The following is a 19,421-nucleotide window of genomic DNA, read 5'->3' as shown; positions in this document are numbered from 1 at the left end:
GAAAAGTGCGAAGCGGTTTTCCGTCCGGAATTGCGAGAAAATAAAGGGATAGAGCGTTTTCGCGATTCGGGGAAAAGCGGAAGCGCTCCATCAAATCAGAGTGGCGAGAGCAGGTCGACGGCCTGCTGTCCCCTCGGCGGCTGCTGTATTTCCGTCAGGCGGCCGCGACCGCCATAGGAGATGCGGGCCTCGGCGATCTTGTCGTAGGAGATAGTGTTGTCGGAGGTGACATCCTGCGGACGTACGATGCCGGCGACATTGAGAATGCGGATTTCCTGGTTCATGCGGACCTCCTGCGAGCCGCTGATCATCAGGTTGCCGTTTTCGAGAATGCCTGTCACGACAGCTGCGACCAGAAGGTTGATCTGCTCGGAGCGCTGCATCTTGCCCTTGCTATCGGTACTCGTGTCGGAGCCATATTTCGTATCCGCGTTCGTGCTCGGCTGCCAGCCAAAGATCTTGGCGGTGACGTTCCAGCCCATATCGCTCTTGTTCGTGCGATTGCGATTGGTTTCGTTGTCCCAGTTCGCCTTGTCGTCGATCTTGATCGTGACCGTCAGGATGTCGCCGACATTGAGCGCGCGCGAGTCCTTGAAGAGGGCCGCCTGCGAATCGTTCCAGAGCGAATAACCCTGCGCGACCTGATGCGGCCGCTTCGGATATTGCAGCATCTGCGGCGCCTGCGCATATTGCAGGCCGCTGCCGATCGGACTCATGGCAGGCGCCCTGCCGATTTCCTTGAGAGCCTGCGACTGGCAGCCGGCGAGGAAGACGACGATTGCGCAGGCGGCCGTTAGACGCGTGTTCATGAGGGGTCCTTCGACTTCGATGTATTCGGATCGGATGCGCTGGCGATGATATTGGTGATGACCGCCGCCTTCTTGGCATCCATTTCCGCAAGGATGAGGCTCGACTGGCGCGCCGAAAGCTTCATGATGATCGCAGCCGCAACCGTGATTTTGACATCGTTGAGGCTGGCCGCCGCCGCATCCGGCTTCATGTTCTTGTAGATATCCACCAGGCCAAGATCCGCCGTCTTTAGGAACTCGTTGCGGCGCTTCAGCCAGTCCTCGTATTCGGCCTTGCGCTTGTCCATGGTGGCGATGCGCTGATCCACGTCGGCGCGGAGCTGCTCCAGATCCTGTTTCTGGAGCAGATAGCGCTGATCGCGCGCCGGATCGGCGATATTGGTGCAGAATTGCCGGATTTCGTCCTGGCTGGAGGCTGGATCGACCGGCTTCGGCGCCTGCTGGGCCGCTGCCAGGCCGAACGACACCAGCACGGCACTCGCCGCGAGGACGCAGGTGAGCGACATTCTTCCGGCGATGGCGATCGATATCATTGCAGCACGAGCTCCGCTTGCAGGGCGCCGGCCGATTTGATGCCTTGCAGGATGGCGATGATGCCGTCCGGCTTGACGCCGATATTGTTGAGGCCGGAAACCAGCGTCTTCAGGTTAGGCCCTTCCAGCACGGCGACACGGCCGCCGCTCTTGGTGGCGGTAATGTCGGTCTGGTCCTGGATGGCGGTCTGACCGTTCGAGAAAGGCTCGGGCTGAATGACCTGCGGATTTTCGCTCACCTGCACGGTCAGCGTTCCGTAGCTGACGGCGACCGGCGAGACGCGAACGTCGGCACCGATGACGATGGTTCCCGTGCGCTCGTTGATGACGACCTTGGCGGGCGTATCGGTCTGCACGTCGAGATTCTCGATATCGGCCATCAGGCGCGTCAGATCCGCCATCTTCGGCTTGGCGACTGTCACCTCCTGCGAATCCTTGGCTTCCGCGATCGGCGAGCCGAAACGCGAGGTCGCCCACGCATTGACCGTGTCGGAAATGCGGATCGCGGTGGAGAAGTCCGGATTGCGCAATTGCAGCACCAGATTGACCGAATCCTTGAAGCGCGACGGCAGCTCGCGCTCGATGATGGCGCCGCCGGGCACGCGGCCGGCGGTCGTGACGCCTTCGGTCACCGTGGCGGCGGCACCCTGTGCCTGAAATCCGGAAACGATGACGGAGCCTTGCGCCACGGCATAGATCTGACCGTCGGCACCGCTGAGCGAGGTCATGATCAGCGTGCCGCCGCGCAGCGACGTCGCGTCGCCGAGCGAGCTGACGGTCACGTCGATCCGGCTGCCCGGGCTCGCAAAGGGCGGCAGGTTCGCCGTCACCATGACTGCAGCCGTGTTCTTGGCGGCGGATTGACCGCCTTGGGTCGAGATGCCGAGGTTCTGCAGCATCGCGCGCATGGACTGTTCGGTGAACGGAGAGGAACGCAGGCCGTCGCCGGTCCCCTGAAGACCGACGATCAGACCATAACCGATAAGCTGGTTGTCGCGGCCCGATTGCAGCGACGCGATATCCTTGATGCGCGATTGCATGGCTGCAGCCGGATCGGCGACGATCAGGCTTGGCAATGCAAACAGGACTGCGAGCAATTGACGAAGCCGTTTCATTTCGCAACCACGCGGATCGTACCGTTTTCGAGAACTGTGCCATTGACGATGATGCCCGAGTCCATGTTGCGGGCGCGGACGCTGTCGCCGACGGCGCCGTCATCCAGCGGCGTTCCCGCAGCCGTAATCGTCATGGCGCCCATGTTCATTACCAGGCGGACGTTGGAACCGCGCGTGACGGCATAGGGCTGGCGCAGCGCTGCAATAGAAATCGTGTGGCCCGGAAGGAGCGTCCGCTTGGAAACCAACCCTGTGACCTCGCGAAGCCGCTTGGCATAATCGCCGGTCAGATTGGGGTTGGTGACCTCGACCTCCTCAAGCTGGCCGCTGCTGATGATATCGCCGGGATAGATCGTCTCGGTCGGGACGACGGCGGTTCCGAGGCCAAGCCCATCGGCACTCATGGCACCGACCGGCGCGACCGAAACGAACACGACGGAGAGGCTCGCTGCGGCGAACCAGGCCATTGCTAAGCTTTTCATCCGGCGAAACTTCATGTTCGGCCCGTCCTTTTCGTTACTTCAGGTTCTTGCTGACGATCTGCGCCATTTCGTCGGCTGTCGTGATGACCTTCGAATTCATCTCGTAGGCGCGCTGCGCAGTGATCAGATCGGTGATTTCCTTGACCGGATCGACGTTCGACGATTCCAGATAATATTGCTTCATGTAGGCGAAGCCGTTCTGGTTCGGATCGGAGACGACCGGATCGCCGGAAGCCGGCGTCTGGGTGAAGAGATTGCTTCCCATCGGCTGCAGGCCGGCTTCGTTGACGAAATTGGCGATCTGCAGCTGGCCAAGCACAGTCGGCGTCGTCGCAGTGCCGATAGTCGCGGAGATCTGGCCGGACTGGTTGACGGTCAGATTGGTGGCATTGTTCGGAATGGTGATACCCGGCGCCAATACGTTGCCATCGGGAGTTACAATCTGGCCGGTATCGCTTCTGTTGAAGGAGCCGGCGCGGGTGTAGGCAATGGTGCGGTCGGGCATCTGAATCTGAAACCAGCCGCGACCGACAAGCGCGATATCGAGATCGTTCTGCGTCTGCGAGAGTTGCCCCTGGACCTGAATGTTACGCACCGCCACTGTCTGCACGCCGAGACCGATATTGGCGCCTTCCGGCACCACCGCCTGGTTCGGCCTGTTGGCAATGCCCTTGGCGCGTTCGGTCTGGTAGAGCAGGTCGGAGAATTCGGCGCGCGAGCGCTTGTAACCCGTCGTATTGATGTTCGCGATGTTGTTCGCGATCACTTCGAGATTGGTCTGCTGGGCATCCATACCCGTGGCAGCGATTGCGAGCGCTCTCATGCTTTCGTCCTTGGATCTAGGGCGAGACCTTCGAAGCCAGGAAAAGGCTTGCGAACAATTCTTGCCAAATCAGGTAATTAGAGCGGGAAAGCCCGCTCTAGATCTGCATCCTTGTAATATCGAGAAATGCGGATACGACCTTGTCGCGCAGCGCGATCGCGGTCTGCAGCGTCTGATCTGCCTGCATGACCTTGTCGACGACTTCGCGGGTGCTCATCGTACCCTTGATGCCGGCGAAGGAGGCTTTTTCGGCGTCCTTCAGCGAATTGATGGAGTCCTTCGCGACATTCGACATGACCGACGCAAAGCTCATTCCGGCGTCCACCCCCATGGCAACGGCCGGCGAGGCATTCAGCACGCTGGACGCGGCGGAGGTCATATCGGAGGCGATGCTGCCGAGGCCGCGGGTCGCCGAGAGGGAAGCTACATTCTTAACCGAGTCGATCATTGGTTCTTCAACAAATCAATAGTGGAGGAGATGAGATCGCGAGCCTGCCTGACCGTCTGCAGATTGGCTTCGTAGGAACGATTGGCTTCGCGCATGTCGGCCATCTCGACGAGGATATTGACGTTGGGCATTTTGACGTAGCCCTTCTGGTCCGCCGCCGGATTGCTGGGATCGTATTCTTCGACGAACTTGCCCGTGTCTTCGCCGAGCTTCTTGACGCCGACCGTGGCGACGCCATTGGCGCGATCCATCTCGGCGCCAAAGGTGATCGTCTTGCGCCGGTAAGGATCGGCGCCGGGGGTGTCGCCCGTCGAACGGGCATTGGCAATGTTTTCGGAGACGATTCGCAGACGAGTCGACTGAGCCTCCAGGCCGGAGCCTGCAATTTTCAATGCGGCTGATAAGGGGTCCATGACATCTTCACTTCATCTATTGTTTTACGGTCATCAACATCATGCGATGAAAGGAGCCTACGAGCGCGGTGTTCAAGCTGTACTGACGCTTGATTTCACCGGCTTTGGCGAGCTCGTCCTCCAGGCCGACGGTGTTACCCGACTCCTGAACACCAATTTCCTGATTGAGCGACGCTTCCTCGACGTTGACGTTGCCGCTCGTGCTGAATTCGTTGCCCGAAAGATGCGCGGGATTGGTCCGGACCATGTTGACATTCTGGTTGTCCAGAACGGCCTGGAACGGCGTGACATCCTTGGCGCGAAACTTCGGCGTATTGGCATTGGCGATATTGCCGGCAACAACCTGCTGACGCACCTGGAGCCAATCGGCTTGCCGCGAGGCCAGGTCAAAGAGCTGAATGGGTTGCATGGGCTTCTCTCCGTTCTTACACTGGGAATCTAGCGGGATAATCTTGCGTGGGACTTGCGGGGAATGCGTTCCTGCAAAGCTCTTCGAAACGCCTGAAATCCAGGCGGTTGCGGATTTTTCAATTGTTGCCGTAGACATCGCCCGCCGAGGTGACGATGACCCATTTTCCGTCTCGCTGCTCGATCGAGGCCAGCCGGCTGTCGTCGGGCAGGATCGATCCCACACGCACGACATACATGCCGGTATCGTCCTCGATCAGCGCCCGGCCATTGGCGACATGCAGCAGATGGAACGCCGACTTGCCGGGAAACGGCTGCTGGTCGGCCGGTGCCCCTTTGTCGTCCTCGCGGCCGGCACTGCTGACGGTCGCCGTCGTCAGCGGATCGGGGATCAAATCCTTCGGCTGGCCGGGGTTCTTGTTGACCAAGGCGAGCGGCGACACGCTGACGACCTGACGGCCCGGCCAATTCGGCAGTTCGCGGGTGCGGTCGCCTTCCGCCACATGAATGCCGAACTTGTCCGGGTTCAGGAAGACGTACCAGGGAAAGAAGGCCGAGGCGCCGGCCAGCGCCAGCCCCGTAAAGGCCAGGGCCTTGTCCCCCACTGTCCGCTTCCTTGCCTGCTTCGGCGGAGCGACCGTTTCGTCTGCATCGGCTTCTCTCACGTTTAGCCCCTCTTCCGGCACGAAATTCCGCTATGCCCGATCGGCCGCGGATAGGAAAAATTCGCGATCCCGCTCCCGACGACCGTCATTTGCCCCTCGTGGGGACACCGCCCGAAGCGTTCCTGAGAGCAGTCGCAAGATCGGTGAAGGCATCCGCCGACGGCTCCTCGCCCGGCGTCTGCTTCAGTATGTCGTAGATGATCGGCACCTGGCGCACGGCGATGTCGAGATCGGCGTCGCTGCCCTGGCGATATCCGCCGATCAGGCGCAGGTCGCGCGTTTCCTCGTAGCGATGCACGAGCGCCTTCAGCCGCGACACCAGCTTCTCCTGATCCGATGTCCAGGCCTTGCGGGCCAGACGGGAAACGGATGCAAGCGGATCGATCGGCGGGTAGCGCCCCTCCTCGGCGAGGCTGCGCTGCAGCACGATGTGCCCATCCAGAATGCCGCGGGTGGAATCGGCGATCGGGTCGTTGTGGTTGTCGCCATCGACGAGAATGGAGATGATGGCGGTGATCGTACCCGTACCTTCCGGCCCCGGACCCGCGCGCTCGAGAAGGCGCGGCAGCTCTGTGAAAACGGAAGCCGGATATCCGCGTGCGATCGGCGGCTCGCCGGATGCGGTCGCCACTTCGCGGATGGCATGGGCGAAACGGGTGACGCTGTCGACGATCAGGAGCACGTTGTTGCCCTGGTCGCGAAAATGCTCGGCGATGGTGATGGCGGAAAGCGGCGCCATCTTGCGCAGCATCGGGCTTTCGTCGCTGGTCGCGACGACGGCCACCGATTTCTGCATATGGGAACCCAGCGTATCCTCGATGAATTCGCGCACTTCGCGGCCGCGTTCGCCGACGAGAGCGATCACCACCTTGTCGAAGGCGTCGGCTCTCGCCAGCATCGACAGCAGCGTCGATTTGCCGACGCCCGAGCCTGCGAAGATGCCCAGGCGCTGGCCAAGGCAGAGCGGCGAGAAGATGTCGATGGCGCGGACGCCGGTCCTGAACCCGGTTTCGACGCGCTTGCGCGTCATCGACGGCGGAGCCGTGTTGGAAATCGACCGCGATTCCAGGCCAGCCGTCAGCGGCCCGAGCCCGTCGATCGGCTCGCCGAGCGAGTTGATCGTGCGGCCGCACCAGCTCTCGTCAGGCGCGATACGGAAGGCACCCTTTCGAATGATCGTATCCTGGATACCGATCGGCTTACCCGGTTCGATCGGACAGACATAGGTGAGTTCCGGCTCGACGCGGACGACCTCGCCGAGGTGGACGCCCGTCTGGGAGCGATGGGCGACGAAATCGCCGAGACGCACCTGCCTGGAGAGGCCTGCGACCGTATAGTGCCCGGCGGCGATGGTGCGCACATGGCCGCCATGGGCCACGGCATTTTCCGCCATCGCATATTGCCCGGCCAGAACGGCCATATGCGAAAGCTTCGGCGACAAGGCGCCCTCCAGCAACCGATCCTCGACCATCCTCCGCCTCTTTACTGGCTGCCGCCGAGGGTCTTGATGGCGTCGGTGAGCGTGCCTTCGCTGCTGCTGGTGAGCGTGCTGATATTGTCGAAGGCGCGGCTGACCTCGATCAGATTGGTCATTTCGCGCATGCCGTTGACGTTGGAATTTTCGAGATAGCCCTGGGCGACGCCGACATTCGAACGGTCGATCACCGGCTGCGGCGTATCGGTCGGCAGGATGCCGCTGTTCTCGTAGCGCAGGAAGCCCTTGCTGACATCGGCGCTGTAGAGGCCGATCTGACCCATGCGCCGGCCATTCTGCGTGATGGTGCCGCTGGACGAGACGGCCGGCGCGCCGCCAGCCGGATCGAGCTGGATCGGCGCACCGCCGGGATCGAGCACGGGAAAGCCGCGCGTAGAAACCAATGCGCCGCTGTCGGTCATGGTGAAGCGGCCGTCGCGCGTGATAACCAGGCCCGCCGGCGTGTTGACGGCAAACCAGGCGTCGCCCTTGACGGCGAAATCCAGCAGATTGCCGGTATTTTGAAGTTCGCCATTGTCGGCGGAGAGATAGTCGTTACCTTGCGAAACGAAGGCGACCTTGGCGTTGAGCTTGTTTTGGGTGTTGCTCAGAACCTGATCGAACTTGACTTCCGTACCCCGGAAACCCGTCGTGTTCACGTTGGCCAAGTTGTCGGCGATCGTTGTCAGGCGCCGCTCAAGCGCCATCTGGGACGACAGCGCCACATAAATTCCAGACTGCATTTTCCAGGCCCTCCGGACATTGGAGAATAACGGGAAAGGAAACGCCGCGACGCTCCTACATTTCGTTAGCGGGCATGGATGCCCTTACCCGCTATCCTGCAGGGCTTGGCTTGTGCGAAGCTGACAACGCAAAAAGGACGCGTTCAGGCCGGATCGAACAGCCTCACGCAAGGCAGGTCCCCTAGTTCATCGTATGAAGCAACGTTCAGGTGTGGACCGACGATGAATATTATTATCGGATTTGTAGTGACCTGCGGCTGCATCATAGGCAGCTTCATGGCTATGGGCGGAGACGTGGGAGCGCTGTTCCAGCCCTTCGAATTTGTCATTATCGCAGGCGCCGGTCTCGGCGGTTTCATCATGGCCAATCCGATGAAGGTCGTGAAGGATTCGGGCAAGGCGCTCGGAGAAGCCTTCCGCCATGCAGTCCCGAAGGAGCGCGACTATCTCGATACGCTCGGTGTGCTCTATGCCCTGATGCGCGACCTGCGCACCAAGTCTCGCAACGAGATCGAAGCCCATATCGACAATCCCGACGAATCGACAATCTTCAAGACCGCGCCAACGGTTCTGAAGAACAAGGATCTGACGGCCTTCATCTGCGATTACGTCCGCCTCATCATCATCGGCAACGCCCGCTCGCACGAGATCGAGGCGTTGATGGACGAAGAGCTCGACACCATGACGCACGACAAGATGAAGCCCTTTCATTCGATCACGATCATGGGCGATTCGTTCCCCGCCATCGGTATCGTGGCGGCGGTTCTCGGGGTCATCAAGGCCATGAGCCATATCAACGAATCGCCGGAAGTGCTCGGCCATCTCATCGGTTCGGCGCTGGTCGGCACCTTCCTCGGCATCATCCTGTCCTATTCCGTCTGTGCGCCGCTGGTTTCCCAGATCAAGGTCGTGCGCAACAAGCAGCACCGCCTCTACGTGATCGTGAAGCAGACGCTGCTCGCCTACATGAACGGATCGGTGCCGCAGGTCGCGCTCGAATACGGCCGCAAGACCATCTCCTCCTACGAGCGTCCCTCGATCGACGCCGTCGAACAGGAGATGATGAACCCCGGCGGTGAAAGCAAGGCAGCCTGACGACCATGAGCCAGCAATCAGCGCATAACGCACAGACGATGGACCGTACCGTCGTTGCCAAGCTTACCGGCAATCTCGGGGATCAGGCGGCGCTTGCCAGGTTCGGCGCCGCCTTCGCCCAGGTCTATGCGGAATTCCTGCCCGACATCATCAAGAGCGAGACGGGTCTGGATATCAATATCGCCTATTCCGGCTGCCAGTCCGGCCGCACGAACGACCTGATCGCCGGCCTTGGGGGCAATCACGCCCTGGTCAACGGCTCGCTGCGCAACTGGGCACCGAAATTCATCCTCGGCTGCGGCTCAGGCTTCATCATGACCATGATGGAACATATGCTCGGCGCCCGCCCGGAAGACATGGAAGTCGCCGCTGCCCGGCCGCTTTCCGTCATCGAACTCGACCTCTCGGTCATGGTGTTCGAAAAAATCGCCAACGTGCTGCGCTCGGCAGTCAACGCGTCCGGTGGCTTCGAGCCCTATCTCGATCCGCCCTATAACATCGAAGACCGTCCCGCCGCCGTCGGCGACGACGGCAATGATTTCGCCGCCGCAATCGTAATGACGATCTCGCTCGGCAAGTCGCTTTCCCAGATCGTCATTATCGTCCCCCAGCGCGATTTGCTGCGCACAGTCGTCAGCGCGCCCCGCGCCAAGAACACGACGGCTGCTTCCCAGGCATGGTCGGAGCAGCTCAGCGAGCAGGTGCGCCGCTCGCAGGTGATGCTCGAGGCGCGAATCCGGCTGGAATCACTGACGCTCGACACCATTTCCAAGCTTGCGGTCGGCGATGTCATTCCCTTCATGGATACCGGCGATGTCCGGGTCGAGGTCAGCGCCAACAGCAAGGACCTTTACATCTGCGAATTCGGCCGTTCCGGCGAAAATTATACGGTGCGCGTCAAGGACAACGTCAATTCCGACGACGAGCTTCTTCGACACTTGATGAATTGACCGGCCGGTGGATGAACCCGCCCACGGCAGCTTGAGGCAAGTTTCAACTGGAATAGTGATTTCATGGCTACGAAGACGATACAGCAAAGCAGCGAGGAATCGCTGGAAGTTTCAGGCAGCGACGCCGCATTGGACGAGGCCATCGACGGTCTGCGCGGCGTCCTGAAAAAGGATAACGAAGGCGGCCTGCCGGATTTCGAAACCGATCCGTTCGGCGCGGAAACAGGCACGGACCTTTCCACCTTCGGCGATTTCGGCGACGATAATTCAGGCCCGGCCTTCGACGAGGGCGATTTTGGCGGCTCTTCCTCGGCACCTGCGGCTCCCGGCAGCGCGCTGACCGCCAACCTCGACCTGATCATGGATATCCCGATCGACGTCCAGATCGTGCTCGGCAGCAGCCGCATGCAGGTGTCCGGCCTGATGAACCTGACCGAGGGCGCGATCATCGCGCTCGACAAGAAGATCGGCGAACCCGTCGAGATCACCGTGAACGGCCGCAGGATCGGCCGGGGCGAGATTACCGTTCTGGAACATGACGACACCAGATTCGGCATCAAGCTCACTGAAATTTACAACACGAAGAAAAGCTGAACCCGGCTCAGGATGAGCCCACTCCCCCTGCGGGATGGAGACGAAGACCATGATGGACTTTGACGATTTCAGCGGCGCGCTTGCCGAGAAACCGTTGACTCAGACTGAAAAAGCAGCGGCCGTCCTTCTCGCTATGGGAAAACAGGTGGCGGGGCGGCTGCTCAAATATTTCACGCAGAACGAGTTGCAGCTGATCATTGCCTCGGCTCAATCGCTGAGGCTCATTCCGCCGGACGAACTGGCGCAGCTCGTGGCGGAATTCGAGGATCTCTTTACCGAAGGCGCCGGTCTCATGGACAACGCCAAGGCGATCGAGGGCATTCTCGAGGAGGGCCTGACGCCGGACGAGGTCGACAGCCTGCTCGGCCGCCGCACCGCATTCCAGGCTTACGAGACGTCTATCTGGGACCGCCTGGGCGAAGCCGACCCGGTCTTCGTCGCCAAGTTCTTCCAGCGCGAACATCCGCAGACCATCGCCTATGTGCTGTCGATGATGCCTTCGGCCTTCGGCGCGAAGATCCTGCTGCAGCTCCCGGAAGCCCAGCGCGCCGACATCATGAACCGCACGGTCAATATCAAGGACGTCAGCTCCAAGGCGGCCCAGATCATCGAGAACCGCGTGCTGGGGCTGATGACGGAGATCGATGCCGAACGCAACGCGTCCGGCTCCACGAAGGTCGCCGATCTGATGAACGAGCTGGACAAGCCGCAGGTCGATACCCTGCTGAGTTCCCTCGAGACGATCAACAAGGAATCGGTCGAGAAGGTTCGTCCCAAGATCTTCCTGTTCGACGACCTTACGCGCATGCCGCAGCCGAGCCGCGTGCTGCTGCTCAACGATATCGCCGCCGACATCCTGACGATGGCGCTGCGGGGATCCGGCAACGAGATTCGCGAAATCGTGCTGTCCTCCATCAGCCCGCGTCAGCGCCGCATGATCGAATCCGATCTGCAGATGACCAATGTCGGCATCAACCCGCGCGAAATCGCCATTGCCCGGCGCGCCATCGCCCAGGAAGCCATCCGTCTGGCCAACTCCGGCCAGATCGAGCTCAAGGCCAAGGAAAATACGCCTGTGGAAGAAGCCGCATAGGCGCGGCGCGACTCAGCTAAAGCATCGTAGACTGACGAACTATGGGCCGCGCGTCATGCGCGGCCTCTTTCCGTTGCGCAAAGGGCGGCTGCTTTGGCTGACGAAGACAAGGATAGTAAAACAGAAAAACCGACGGAGAAAAAACTCCGCGATACGATGGAGAAGGGCAATGTCCCTCACTCCAGGGAAGCGACCCTCTTTGCCTCCATGCTGGCGACCGTCATCTATGTCACCTTCTTCCTGCCGACGCGAATCGGCCGCATGGGCGAAGTTCTGCGCGATCTGTTCGAAAAGCCGGATCAATGGCAGCTCGAGACCGGCCCCGATGCCATCTCTCTATTTACCCGCATAGGCTGGGAAATCGGCAATGTGGTGCTGCCGGCCGTCGTGCTCTTCTTCGTCTTCGGCATCGGCGCTTCGATATTCCAGAACCTGCCCACGCCCGTTCTGGACCGGATCCAGCCGCAGTTTTCGCGCATATCGCCAATGGCGGGCTTCAAGCGCATCTTCAGCGTCACCGGCCTGGTGGAATTCGGCAAATCGCTTGCAAAGATCGTGCTCGTCGGCATCGTTATGTTTTTCGCGCTGCGCGGCCAATTCTTCAGCGCGATCGATTCCATGGTTTCCGATCCGCAGACGATTTTCGTGCGCCTGTCGACGATCGTACAACAGATTCTGATCATCGTGCTGATGGCGACGGTCGTCGTCGGTGTCGGCGACCTTCTGTGGAGCCGCCATCACTGGTTCGATCAGCTGAAGATGACGAAGCAGGAGGTCAAGGACGAGCACAAGCAGTCCCAGGGCGATCCGATCGTCAAGTCGCGCCAGCGCTCGATCGCACGCGACCGCGCCCGCCGCCGCATGATGAAGCAGGTGCCGCGCGCGACCCTCGTCATCGCCAACCCGACTCACTTCGCGGTGGCGCTTCGCTATGTGCGCGAGGAAAACGACGCGCCCGTCGTCGTCGCCAAGGGCCAGGATCTGATCGCGTTGAAGATCAGAGAGATAGCGGAGGCCAACAACATTCCCGTTTTCGAGGATCCGCCTCTCGCACGCTCCATGTTTGCGCAAGTCTCGGTTGATAGCGTCATACCGTCAGTATTTTACAAGGCTGTCGCCGAGCTCATCCATCGGATCTATGCCGCGCAGCCGAATAGAAAACGGGTACGATAAACGATATGAAAAAATGCCCCTACTCTGCCCAACGCGAACAAATACTTGCCGAAGCCATCAGCCCGGTTGCGAGTGAGCTGCGCCTGCTCGACGCTGCCGACCTGATCTCGCTGCTGCGCTTCGAACGCTACGGCAATCTCGCTGACCTCGTCGCCTCGGCGGCCGAGCTCTATTTTCTTCCCGGTGTGATCAATTTCGGGCTTGGCGGCGACTACAAGCTCGATTGGGGCGGTCCTGCCGAAGTTACGATCGACCTGGAAATCAAGCCGCGCGGCGTTACCATCTATGCCAAGCTGACCCTGGCCGAACATCACGCCGGCATCGAGATCAATCACATCGCCTTCGACAAGGCATCGGCCGACCCGGATGAAAATACCGCCCTGCTCGCCCGCGGCTTGAAAGATGCGCGTTACGTCATCCTCGGAGAAGCGGAACGCGTGATCTGAGAGAATTCCAATTCCGGAGAGCTTTCCGCTTTTCTTCGAATCGCGGAAAGGCTCTATCCTTTGTTTTTACGCAATTCCGGACGGAAAATCGCTGCGCACTTTTCCTGGATACTCTGGGTGCTGCAGCGTCAGCTTATGTAGCCGAAGCGGATCGCCTTCGCAATTGCCTGGATGCGGTTGACGCTGTCGAGCTTGATCGTCGCCGATCCGAGATAGGCGTTGACGGTATGGACCGACAATCCCAGCTTCTCGGCAATCTCCTCGCTGATCCGCCCGTCGCCGGCAAGCTGCAGACAGACGATCTCGCGCTCGCTCAGCGCCTCGGCTGCCTGCGAGCGACGTTCGTCGAGGGAAAGCAGTTCCATCATGATGCGGCAGCAGCGACCGTGCAGTTCGATGATCATATCGCTCGGCAGATCCATGAACTTCGCGGTAAAGACGATATAGCCGTTGCCGACCGCTCCGAGCCGCACCGGAAAGGCAACGCCTGCAAAAGGCAGGAGATGCGGCTTCAGCCGCTGCGTGAAGGCTGCGAAATCCGGAGTCTCGGCCGTGCTGTCGCTGTCGCGCCCGTTCCACATGAGCGGAAGCAGCGATTTGTCGATATGCTCGATCAGCGCTTCGCCATAGGCTTCGACAAAGGATTTGCCGACGACGGAATTGGCGGAACCCCAATTATCCAGCTCGCACACCAGACGCTGCTTATGCGGCAGGCCGGAGCCATGAAGGCGGTAGACTGCAAAATGCTGCGCATCGATCAGCTTCTGCATCGACACCAGCTTCGGAAAGAGATCGGAACGGCCGGAAATCCGCCCCGAACGGGTAAGCCTGGATTCGGCAGGCATATCCATCGTCCTGTCTGGCTGATAGCGCATCCGGTCGGCCTTTAAACGAGATTGTTCCGCACGGCGAAGGCGATTGCCTCCGAGCGGGTCTTGGTGGCGGTTTTGCGCATGACGCTGGTGATGTAGTTATTGATGGTGTTGCGCGAGATCCCGAGAATCATGGCGATCTCGTCGCTCGTCTTGCCCTCGGCGATCCAGAACAGGCATTCCAGTTCGCGTTCGGTCAGATCGAAATCTCGTTCCAATTTGCCTTCGAAGCAACGACCGGAACTCGCGAGATAACCTGCCAGCAGACCGACATCGCGCATGCGTTCGGGCGAGGGCACGGACGCTTCGCGCGCGAGAAACAACAAGGAGAAGCGTGAGCGCCCGACGTTGAAGGTCAGTGCGTGGTATTGCCGGCCCACGCCATCGGGCAGTACGACATCGTCTGGCAGTAAAGCCAAGCTCGGCTGGAACAGGGCCAGGCATTTTTCCAGCTCGCCGATGCGGCCATAGCTGCCGGTCAACTCGGGTGCCAGACGCCTGACGAGATCGAAGGGCCAATCAGAGGCGATCACAAAGTCGAGGCCGCTTTCCTGAACGAGATCACAGCGCATGAGAAGATAATGGGACGCGCCGGCATAGGCGGCCAGCACATGCAGCCCTGCTTGCAAAAAAATGGGACCCGAAATGGCATTCAGCTGCAGAATGAGCTGCTCGCGTGACATCGGCCCGGTGGGAGCGATTGCTCGCGCATCCCGATCGCCCTTGCTCGCCTGCGATATCTGCATGTCCATACTTGCATTTCCTGCCGCTGTTGGACGATCGGCCGTCAACGAGAGCATTGTTCCGTCAGAAACCGGCACATCACCTCAGGAAACCGACAGGAATTCCCTTGAGGCATTGGAGCCGAATCTCCTTTACCGCGACACAAACACATCCCGGCGGATCGGGTCGATGAGCGCACCCATCTCTGAATTCCACCTCGGCAATCGTGCTGCCCGATACCGCTGCAAGCACGACCTACGAACCACGAATTATGTTTCACGCTCCGCTGCCGGCAACTCTCCAGGCTTCCGAAGCGCGCCAATTCATTCCGAATAAACGGTTATTATTGAATAGGTACAGTATTTGTAAGTCGATTCTTTGAGCCCAGCAACCGGATATCCTTGGAAATTCCATCTTACGAACACGTCAATTTACTTAGCAGCGGCTAATTGATCACAGGCGGCATCGAGATTTCGGCCGGGATTGGGATATCGACATCCCGCAATGCAAAAGGACCGGGAAGCCTCCCGGTCCTTGTCCTCTCGTCAGGCCGCTTTGTCGACGGCCCATTTTCTCAGGATCTTTGCAGCGCGTTCTTCGCTGATTTCCACCATGCGAGACAGGCGACGCTCCGGCCCCTCTTTGACCCGGCGGTTGAAGGTGCCGCCGTCGTCGTCCGCCGTCAGCAGATCGTCGGTGCTGTCGAAGCCGAAGTCCGAACCGAAACCGTCCATCAGTGCCGCGCCGGGACCACCCACGGCGGGCGCGAAGTCCGGCAATTCCAGTCCGGCCGCTTCCGGAAGCTCCGTTCCGCCTGCCGTGCCTCCGAACGAGCGGATCAGCGGACGGAAGCCCATCCAGACGATCAGGAAGGCGACGGCGACGAAGGCAAGCGAGTTGATGATGCCGGCCAGGTTGCGGCTCAGCATATCCGTGATGCTGAAGCTTGCAGACGTATCTTCAAGCAGCTGGTTATCCAGGAAGTCCATCGCATTGACCGTGACGGCGTCGCCGCGGGCCGGATCGACGCCCGCGGCCGTCGCGACGATCTTCTGCATCTCGGCGATATAGGCGTCGATCTTTGCCTGGTCGGCGCCCTGGCCGACCATCTGCGCGATACGACCCTTGTTCACCACGACGGCGACGGACAGCTTTTCGATCTTGTAGCTGTTGCGCGTCGTGGCCGTCGTCTTGCTGTTGATCTCGTAATTGGTCTGCTCCTCGCGCTTATCGGACTGATCGTTCGACGTTGGCGTGTTGCCACCAGACTGCGGGGCTGCCTGCGGAATATTCTGCTGCACGGTTGCGGCGCTGTCGGGCTGGCTTTGCTGCGACTTCTGCGCTTCCTTCACGGTGCGGACGGAACGCTCGACCTTCGAATCCGGATCGTAGGTGGTTTCCTGCACCTGCTGACTGTCGGTATTGAGCTGCGCCGTGACGCTGGAGCGGAAATTGTCCATGCCAAGGAAGGGCGCGAGTGCCTTGTTGATGTTGGATTCGACTTCGCTTTGCACATTCTGCACGATGCCGAGATTGCGGCTGAGAGCGCCGTTGCCGGGATCGTCGCCCGATGCGAGCAGCTGGCCGGTCGAATCGAGGATCGTAACGTCATCGACCTCCAGGCCGGGAACGGCCGAGGCGACGAGATGGCGGATGGCGGGAGCCGACTTGCGGGCGGCCTCCGCGCTCGCACGGATCATGACCGATGCAGTCGGCTTCTGATCCGCCTTTCGGAAGTTGCCGACGTCCTGCATGACGATGTGGACGCGGGCGGCGCTGATGCCGGCGATCGAGGTGATGGTGCGGCTGATTTCGCCCTCGAGAGCACGGACGCGGGTGACTTCCTGCATGAAGGAGGTCAAACCGAGCGAACCGACATTGTCGAAGAGTTCATAACCGGCCTTGCCGCTGGTGGGCAGACCGCGCTCGGCGAGAAGCGCGCGGGCCTTGCCGGTCATTCCTGCCGGAACGGTCAGGCTGCTGCCATCCGTACCGACCTGGAAATTGATCTTTGCTTCTGCGAGCGCAATGCTGATCTGGTTGAGATCGGTCGCATCCAGGCCGACATAAAGCGTCTCCTGTGCGGGCTTATTGACGTAGAGGGCTGCAAACAGGATCAGCAGCATGGAGACCGCGCCGACACCGCCGAGGATCAGCAGCCGCGTTCTCCCGAGATTCTGAATGTTCCGAAACAAGGGAACTAGTTGATTTAACAGATTCATTCTGTTCTCGCACGATTCGTCAAAGACCTGATGGCTTTGTACCCTGCGGCGAAAATAGAAATCGAAACTTGTGCGAGCGTTTCGTCCGGCCGAAAAAGAGAGGAAAAAGCCGCATAAAGCGGCGAAATTTATATAAGAAAAACAGTATCTATTGCGGATGCCCGATCAGAAGAAATCGAAGTCGCCGGCCGCCTTCGCCATGGGCTGCGAATGCGCGTGCAGGCCGCCGCCAAGCGCTCTCTGCATCTCCGTCAGCTTGACCAGGCTCAGTGCCGTCGCCAGGTCCACCGTCCAGCTCTCCGGCATGGTGCCGGCTATGGTGTCGATGAATTCGGCAATGCCGCGGGTCTTCTGCACGGCGAGATCGATGCCCTGGACGACCTTCATGGCTTCCGGCGAGGCCAGTATGTTGGCGTCGCTGATATCGAGAAGCTGCGGTTCGACACGTTCGATCAGATAGGCGACGTCATGCAATTCGGAAACGATGCGCAGAAGGATGGCCGGAAGCGTTTCCTCGGCGGCGGTCGTCTCGATACGCGGGAAGGGGGTCATGCGGTAGCCTCGCTGATCAGAAAAATTCGATCGTGTTGTCGACCGGCTTGGGAGCCACGACCGGACGCTGTTCCAGCGCGACGGTTTTCTGCGTCTCCGCACCGGTCAGCGGGTATTGTCTGGCCCGTCCGGAGATCGGCCAATATTCGATCTTGCGCCCATGCTCGCCGCCCGTGCTGGAGCCAACGACCGGTATGCCTTCGTCTTTGAGAAACTGCATGGCGAAAACCGCATTCTGCTCGCCGACATTGGAGAAGGTGGCGATCGTCTTGGCGCCGCCGAAGACCTTTGCCTCCAGCCGGTCGCGCCTCGCGCCCTTCTTCAACAGGCCGTTGATGAGAAGTTCCATCAGGTGCACGCCGTAACGCGTCGCATCGCCGCCGCTCACCGGCGAATTCGCCATTCCCGGAAGGAGGAAATGGTTCATGCCGCCGACGCCGGCGATCGGATCGCGCAGACAGGCCGCCACGCAGGAGCCAAGAATGGTCGTCAGCACCACTTCGGGATCGTTGACGACCTTGTACTCGCCCTGAATGATATGCACGCGACGGGCTGCACCCTCGACGATCATTTCAATGCTCCGAACACAGCCTCGATGGCTGCTTTCATCTTTTCGATGGTGAACGGCTTGGCAAGCACGTTGTTTGCCCCGAGCTGCGCCGCCTTCTGGACCAGCGCGCGGTCGCCCTGCGCCGTCAGGATGATGAAGGCCGCCTTCTTCGTCGCCGGATTGGTGCGAACGGCCTGCAAAAGGCCGAGCCCATCCATTTTCGGCATGTTGAAGTCGGAGATGACCAGATGATGGGGCTGCTGCTCCATGATCTTCATCCCCTGCTCGCCGTCGCCGGCGGCCGTGATCTGCTTGAAGCCGAGCTGCGTCAGCGCATCGCTGAGCAGGAGGCGGCTGGTGACCTGATCGTCGACGATCAGAACTTTGATTTTCTCCGCTAGAGACATTATTCGCTCCCTTCCTTTCGGGCGGCTGTGATTTTCAAAATTTCCTCGCCAATGGCGTTCAGCGGAAACTGTTGTTCGACGGCGCCAAGCTCGTAGGCGACCCTCGGCATCCCGTAGACCACGCAGGTCTTCTCGTTTTGGCCGATGGTGCGCGCACCGGCGTGGCGCATCTTGAGGAGACCGGCGGCGCCGTCGCGCCCCATACCGGTCAGGATCACGCCGACGGCATTGCGGCCGGCCAATTCGGCAACCGAATCAAAAAGCACGTCGACGGAAGGGCGATGACCGTTCACCGGCCCGCCGTCCACCAGACGGCAATGGGGCGCGGAGGCGTTGGCCACCTGCAGATGCCTTTCGCCGCCAGGCGCCAGATAGATCTTGCCGATCTCCAGCCGCGCACCGTCGGTCGCCTCCTGGACGATCGGCGCGCAGAGGCGGTTCAGCCGCTCGGCGAAGCTGCGCGTGAACGTCGGCGGCATATGCTGGGTGATGACGGTCGGCGGGCAATTGGCCGGGAATTTCTGCAGCACATTGATCAGGGCCTCGACGCCGCCGGTGGAGGAGCCGATGGCGACGATCTTGCGTCCCACACGGAAATCGGCGGTGGCCGTCGGCGGCACGCGCTGCGCCGCGGGCTTCACATATTGCCGCTGCGAACGGGCGGCGGCCTTTACCTTGTCCGCAAGGTCGCCGAATGGATGCGGTTCGCCCGGCGAGGGCTTTCCGACGCAATCGAATGCACCGATCTCGAGGGCAGCCAGTGTCGCATCCGCCCCGCGATGCGTCATCGTGGAAACCATGATGACGGGCATCGGCCTCAGCGTCATGATC

The 19,421-nt window shown here is 60.5% G+C and carries 24 protein-coding genes; 6 read left to right on the top strand and 18 right to left on the bottom strand.

Annotation, left to right across the window (positions count from 1 at the left end):
- Window positions 1-95 precede the first annotated feature (95 nt).
- From flgH to flgF, 11 genes are all read right to left on the bottom strand, one after another.
- Window positions 96-809: a flagellar basal body L-ring protein FlgH gene (gene flgH / locus Q4Q11_RS19695; protein ID WP_113213890.1), complete on the bottom strand. Its 714-nt coding sequence runs from the start codon at window positions 807-809 to the stop codon at window positions 96-98.
- Window positions 806-1,342, bottom strand: a complete 537-nt coding sequence (locus Q4Q11_RS19690) for a MotE family protein (protein ID WP_112506679.1) — start codon at window positions 1,340-1,342, stop codon at window positions 806-808. The genes flgH and Q4Q11_RS19690 overlap by 4 nt, the downstream gene beginning before the upstream one ends.
- Window positions 1,339-2,457, bottom strand: a complete 1,119-nt coding sequence (locus tag Q4Q11_RS19685) for a flagellar basal body P-ring protein FlgI (protein ID WP_112506677.1) — start codon at window positions 2,455-2,457, stop codon at window positions 1,339-1,341. The genes Q4Q11_RS19690 and Q4Q11_RS19685 overlap by 4 nt, the downstream gene beginning before the upstream one ends.
- A complete protein-coding gene (gene flgA / locus Q4Q11_RS19680) occupies window positions 2,454-2,939 on the bottom strand; it encodes a flagellar basal body P-ring formation chaperone FlgA (RefSeq protein WP_498570554.1) in 486 nt (161 codons plus the stop codon). Before flgA ends, Q4Q11_RS19685 begins: the two co-directional genes overlap by 4 nt.
- Before the next feature lie 34 nt (window positions 2,940-2,973).
- Window positions 2,974-3,762, bottom strand: coding sequence for a flagellar basal-body rod protein FlgG (gene flgG, locus Q4Q11_RS19675; RefSeq protein ID WP_113222653.1), 789 nt, complete (start codon window positions 3,760-3,762; stop codon window positions 2,974-2,976).
- Window positions 3,763-3,859: 97 nt separating this feature from the next.
- On the bottom strand, window positions 3,860-4,210 hold the full coding sequence (fliE, locus tag Q4Q11_RS19670; protein ID WP_112506670.1) for a flagellar hook-basal body complex protein FliE: 351 nt from the start codon (window positions 4,208-4,210) through the stop codon (window positions 3,860-3,862).
- The gene (gene flgC, locus Q4Q11_RS19665) at window positions 4,207-4,623 is read right to left on the bottom strand and encodes a flagellar basal body rod protein FlgC (RefSeq protein WP_112506667.1); all 417 of its coding nucleotides are present in this window, start codon (window positions 4,621-4,623) and stop codon (window positions 4,207-4,209) included. The genes fliE and flgC overlap by 4 nt, the downstream gene beginning before the upstream one ends.
- Before the next feature lie 16 nt (window positions 4,624-4,639).
- Window positions 4,640-5,032, bottom strand: coding sequence for a flagellar basal body rod protein FlgB (gene flgB / locus Q4Q11_RS19660; RefSeq protein WP_112506664.1), 393 nt, complete (start codon window positions 5,030-5,032; stop codon window positions 4,640-4,642).
- 118 nt (window positions 5,033-5,150) lie between these two features.
- Complete coding sequence (locus Q4Q11_RS19655) at window positions 5,151-5,696, bottom strand: flagellar protein (RefSeq protein WP_112506662.1); 546 nt, start codon at window positions 5,694-5,696, stop codon at window positions 5,151-5,153.
- An 85-nt stretch (window positions 5,697-5,781) separates the two neighbouring features.
- The gene (gene fliI, locus Q4Q11_RS19650) at window positions 5,782-7,167 is read right to left on the bottom strand and encodes a flagellar protein export ATPase FliI (protein WP_498570553.1); all 1,386 of its coding nucleotides are present in this window, start codon (window positions 7,165-7,167) and stop codon (window positions 5,782-5,784) included.
- A gap of 11 nt (window positions 7,168-7,178) precedes the next feature.
- Window positions 7,179-7,913, bottom strand: a complete 735-nt coding sequence (flgF, locus tag Q4Q11_RS19645; RefSeq protein ID WP_113222654.1) for a flagellar basal-body rod protein FlgF — start codon at window positions 7,911-7,913, stop codon at window positions 7,179-7,181.
- A gap of 222 nt (window positions 7,914-8,135) precedes the next feature.
- On the opposite strand from flgF, the gene motA reads away from it, so the two are divergent.
- The 6 genes from motA (at window position 8,136) to Q4Q11_RS19615 (ending at window position 13,264) form a co-directional block, all read left to right on the top strand.
- On the top strand, window positions 8,136-9,008 hold the full coding sequence (gene motA, locus Q4Q11_RS19640) for a flagellar motor stator protein MotA (protein ID WP_112506654.1): 873 nt from the start codon (window positions 8,136-8,138) through the stop codon (window positions 9,006-9,008).
- Between the two features lie 5 nt (window positions 9,009-9,013).
- Entirely contained in the window at window positions 9,014-9,958 is a 945-nt protein-coding gene (locus tag Q4Q11_RS19635) for a flagellar motor switch protein FliM (protein WP_113222655.1), read from the top strand.
- A gap of 63 nt (window positions 9,959-10,021) precedes the next feature.
- Window positions 10,022-10,552, top strand: a complete 531-nt coding sequence (gene fliN, locus Q4Q11_RS19630) for a flagellar motor switch protein FliN (protein WP_112506649.1) — start codon at window positions 10,022-10,024, stop codon at window positions 10,550-10,552.
- A gap of 49 nt (window positions 10,553-10,601) precedes the next feature.
- On the top strand, window positions 10,602-11,645 hold the full coding sequence (fliG, locus tag Q4Q11_RS19625; protein WP_112506790.1) for a flagellar motor switch protein FliG: 1,044 nt from the start codon (window positions 10,602-10,604) through the stop codon (window positions 11,643-11,645).
- Between the two features lie 93 nt (window positions 11,646-11,738).
- Window positions 11,739-12,818: a flagellar biosynthesis protein FlhB gene (gene flhB, locus Q4Q11_RS19620; RefSeq protein WP_112506647.1), complete on the top strand. Its 1,080-nt coding sequence runs from the start codon at window positions 11,739-11,741 to the stop codon at window positions 12,816-12,818.
- 5 nt (window positions 12,819-12,823) lie between these two features.
- Window positions 12,824-13,264 carry a BspJ family T4SS effector nucleomodulin gene (locus Q4Q11_RS19615; RefSeq protein WP_112506644.1) on the top strand — a complete coding sequence of 147 codons (441 nt, stop codon included), beginning with the start codon at window positions 12,824-12,826 and terminating at the stop codon, window positions 13,262-13,264.
- 128 nt (window positions 13,265-13,392) lie between these two features.
- Here the strand turns inward: Q4Q11_RS19615 and visR are convergent, their stop codons facing one another.
- The 7 genes from visR to Q4Q11_RS19580 all read right to left on the bottom strand — a co-directional run.
- Complete coding sequence (gene visR / locus Q4Q11_RS19610; protein ID WP_112506641.1) at window positions 13,393-14,139, bottom strand: transcriptional regulator VisR; 747 nt, start codon at window positions 14,137-14,139, stop codon at window positions 13,393-13,395.
- Window positions 14,140-14,150: 11 nt separating this feature from the next.
- Window positions 14,151-14,888: a transcriptional regulator VisN gene (gene visN / locus Q4Q11_RS19605; RefSeq protein ID WP_112506638.1), complete on the bottom strand. Its 738-nt coding sequence runs from the start codon at window positions 14,886-14,888 to the stop codon at window positions 14,151-14,153.
- A gap of 516 nt (window positions 14,889-15,404) precedes the next feature.
- Window positions 15,405-17,081 carry a flagellar basal-body MS-ring/collar protein FliF gene (gene fliF / locus Q4Q11_RS19600; protein WP_112506635.1) on the bottom strand — a complete coding sequence of 559 codons (1,677 nt, stop codon included), beginning with the start codon at window positions 17,079-17,081 and terminating at the stop codon, window positions 15,405-15,407.
- Between the two features lie 165 nt (window positions 17,082-17,246).
- On the bottom strand, window positions 17,247-17,633 hold the full coding sequence (cheT, locus tag Q4Q11_RS19595) for a chemotaxis protein CheT (protein WP_113213894.1): 387 nt from the start codon (window positions 17,631-17,633) through the stop codon (window positions 17,247-17,249).
- Window positions 17,634-17,649: 16 nt separating this feature from the next.
- Entirely contained in the window at window positions 17,650-18,204 is a 555-nt protein-coding gene (cheD, locus tag Q4Q11_RS19590) for a chemoreceptor glutamine deamidase CheD (RefSeq protein ID WP_112506629.1), read from the bottom strand.
- Window positions 18,201-18,590 carry a response regulator gene (locus tag Q4Q11_RS19585; RefSeq protein WP_112506626.1) on the bottom strand — a complete coding sequence of 130 codons (390 nt, stop codon included), beginning with the start codon at window positions 18,588-18,590 and terminating at the stop codon, window positions 18,201-18,203. Before Q4Q11_RS19585 ends, cheD begins: the two co-directional genes overlap by 4 nt.
- The coding region (locus tag Q4Q11_RS19580) for a protein-glutamate methylesterase/protein-glutamine glutaminase (RefSeq protein WP_498570552.1) at window positions 18,590-19,421 on the bottom strand (832 nt) is incomplete at its 5' end. The genes Q4Q11_RS19580 and Q4Q11_RS19585, both read right to left, overlap by 1 nt.

The organism is Rhizobium sp. UFLA01-1127 (assembly GCF_059803845.1).
The sequence above is the reverse complement of the archived record's forward strand: the minus strand, read 5'-3'. Positions and strand labels throughout refer to the sequence as shown.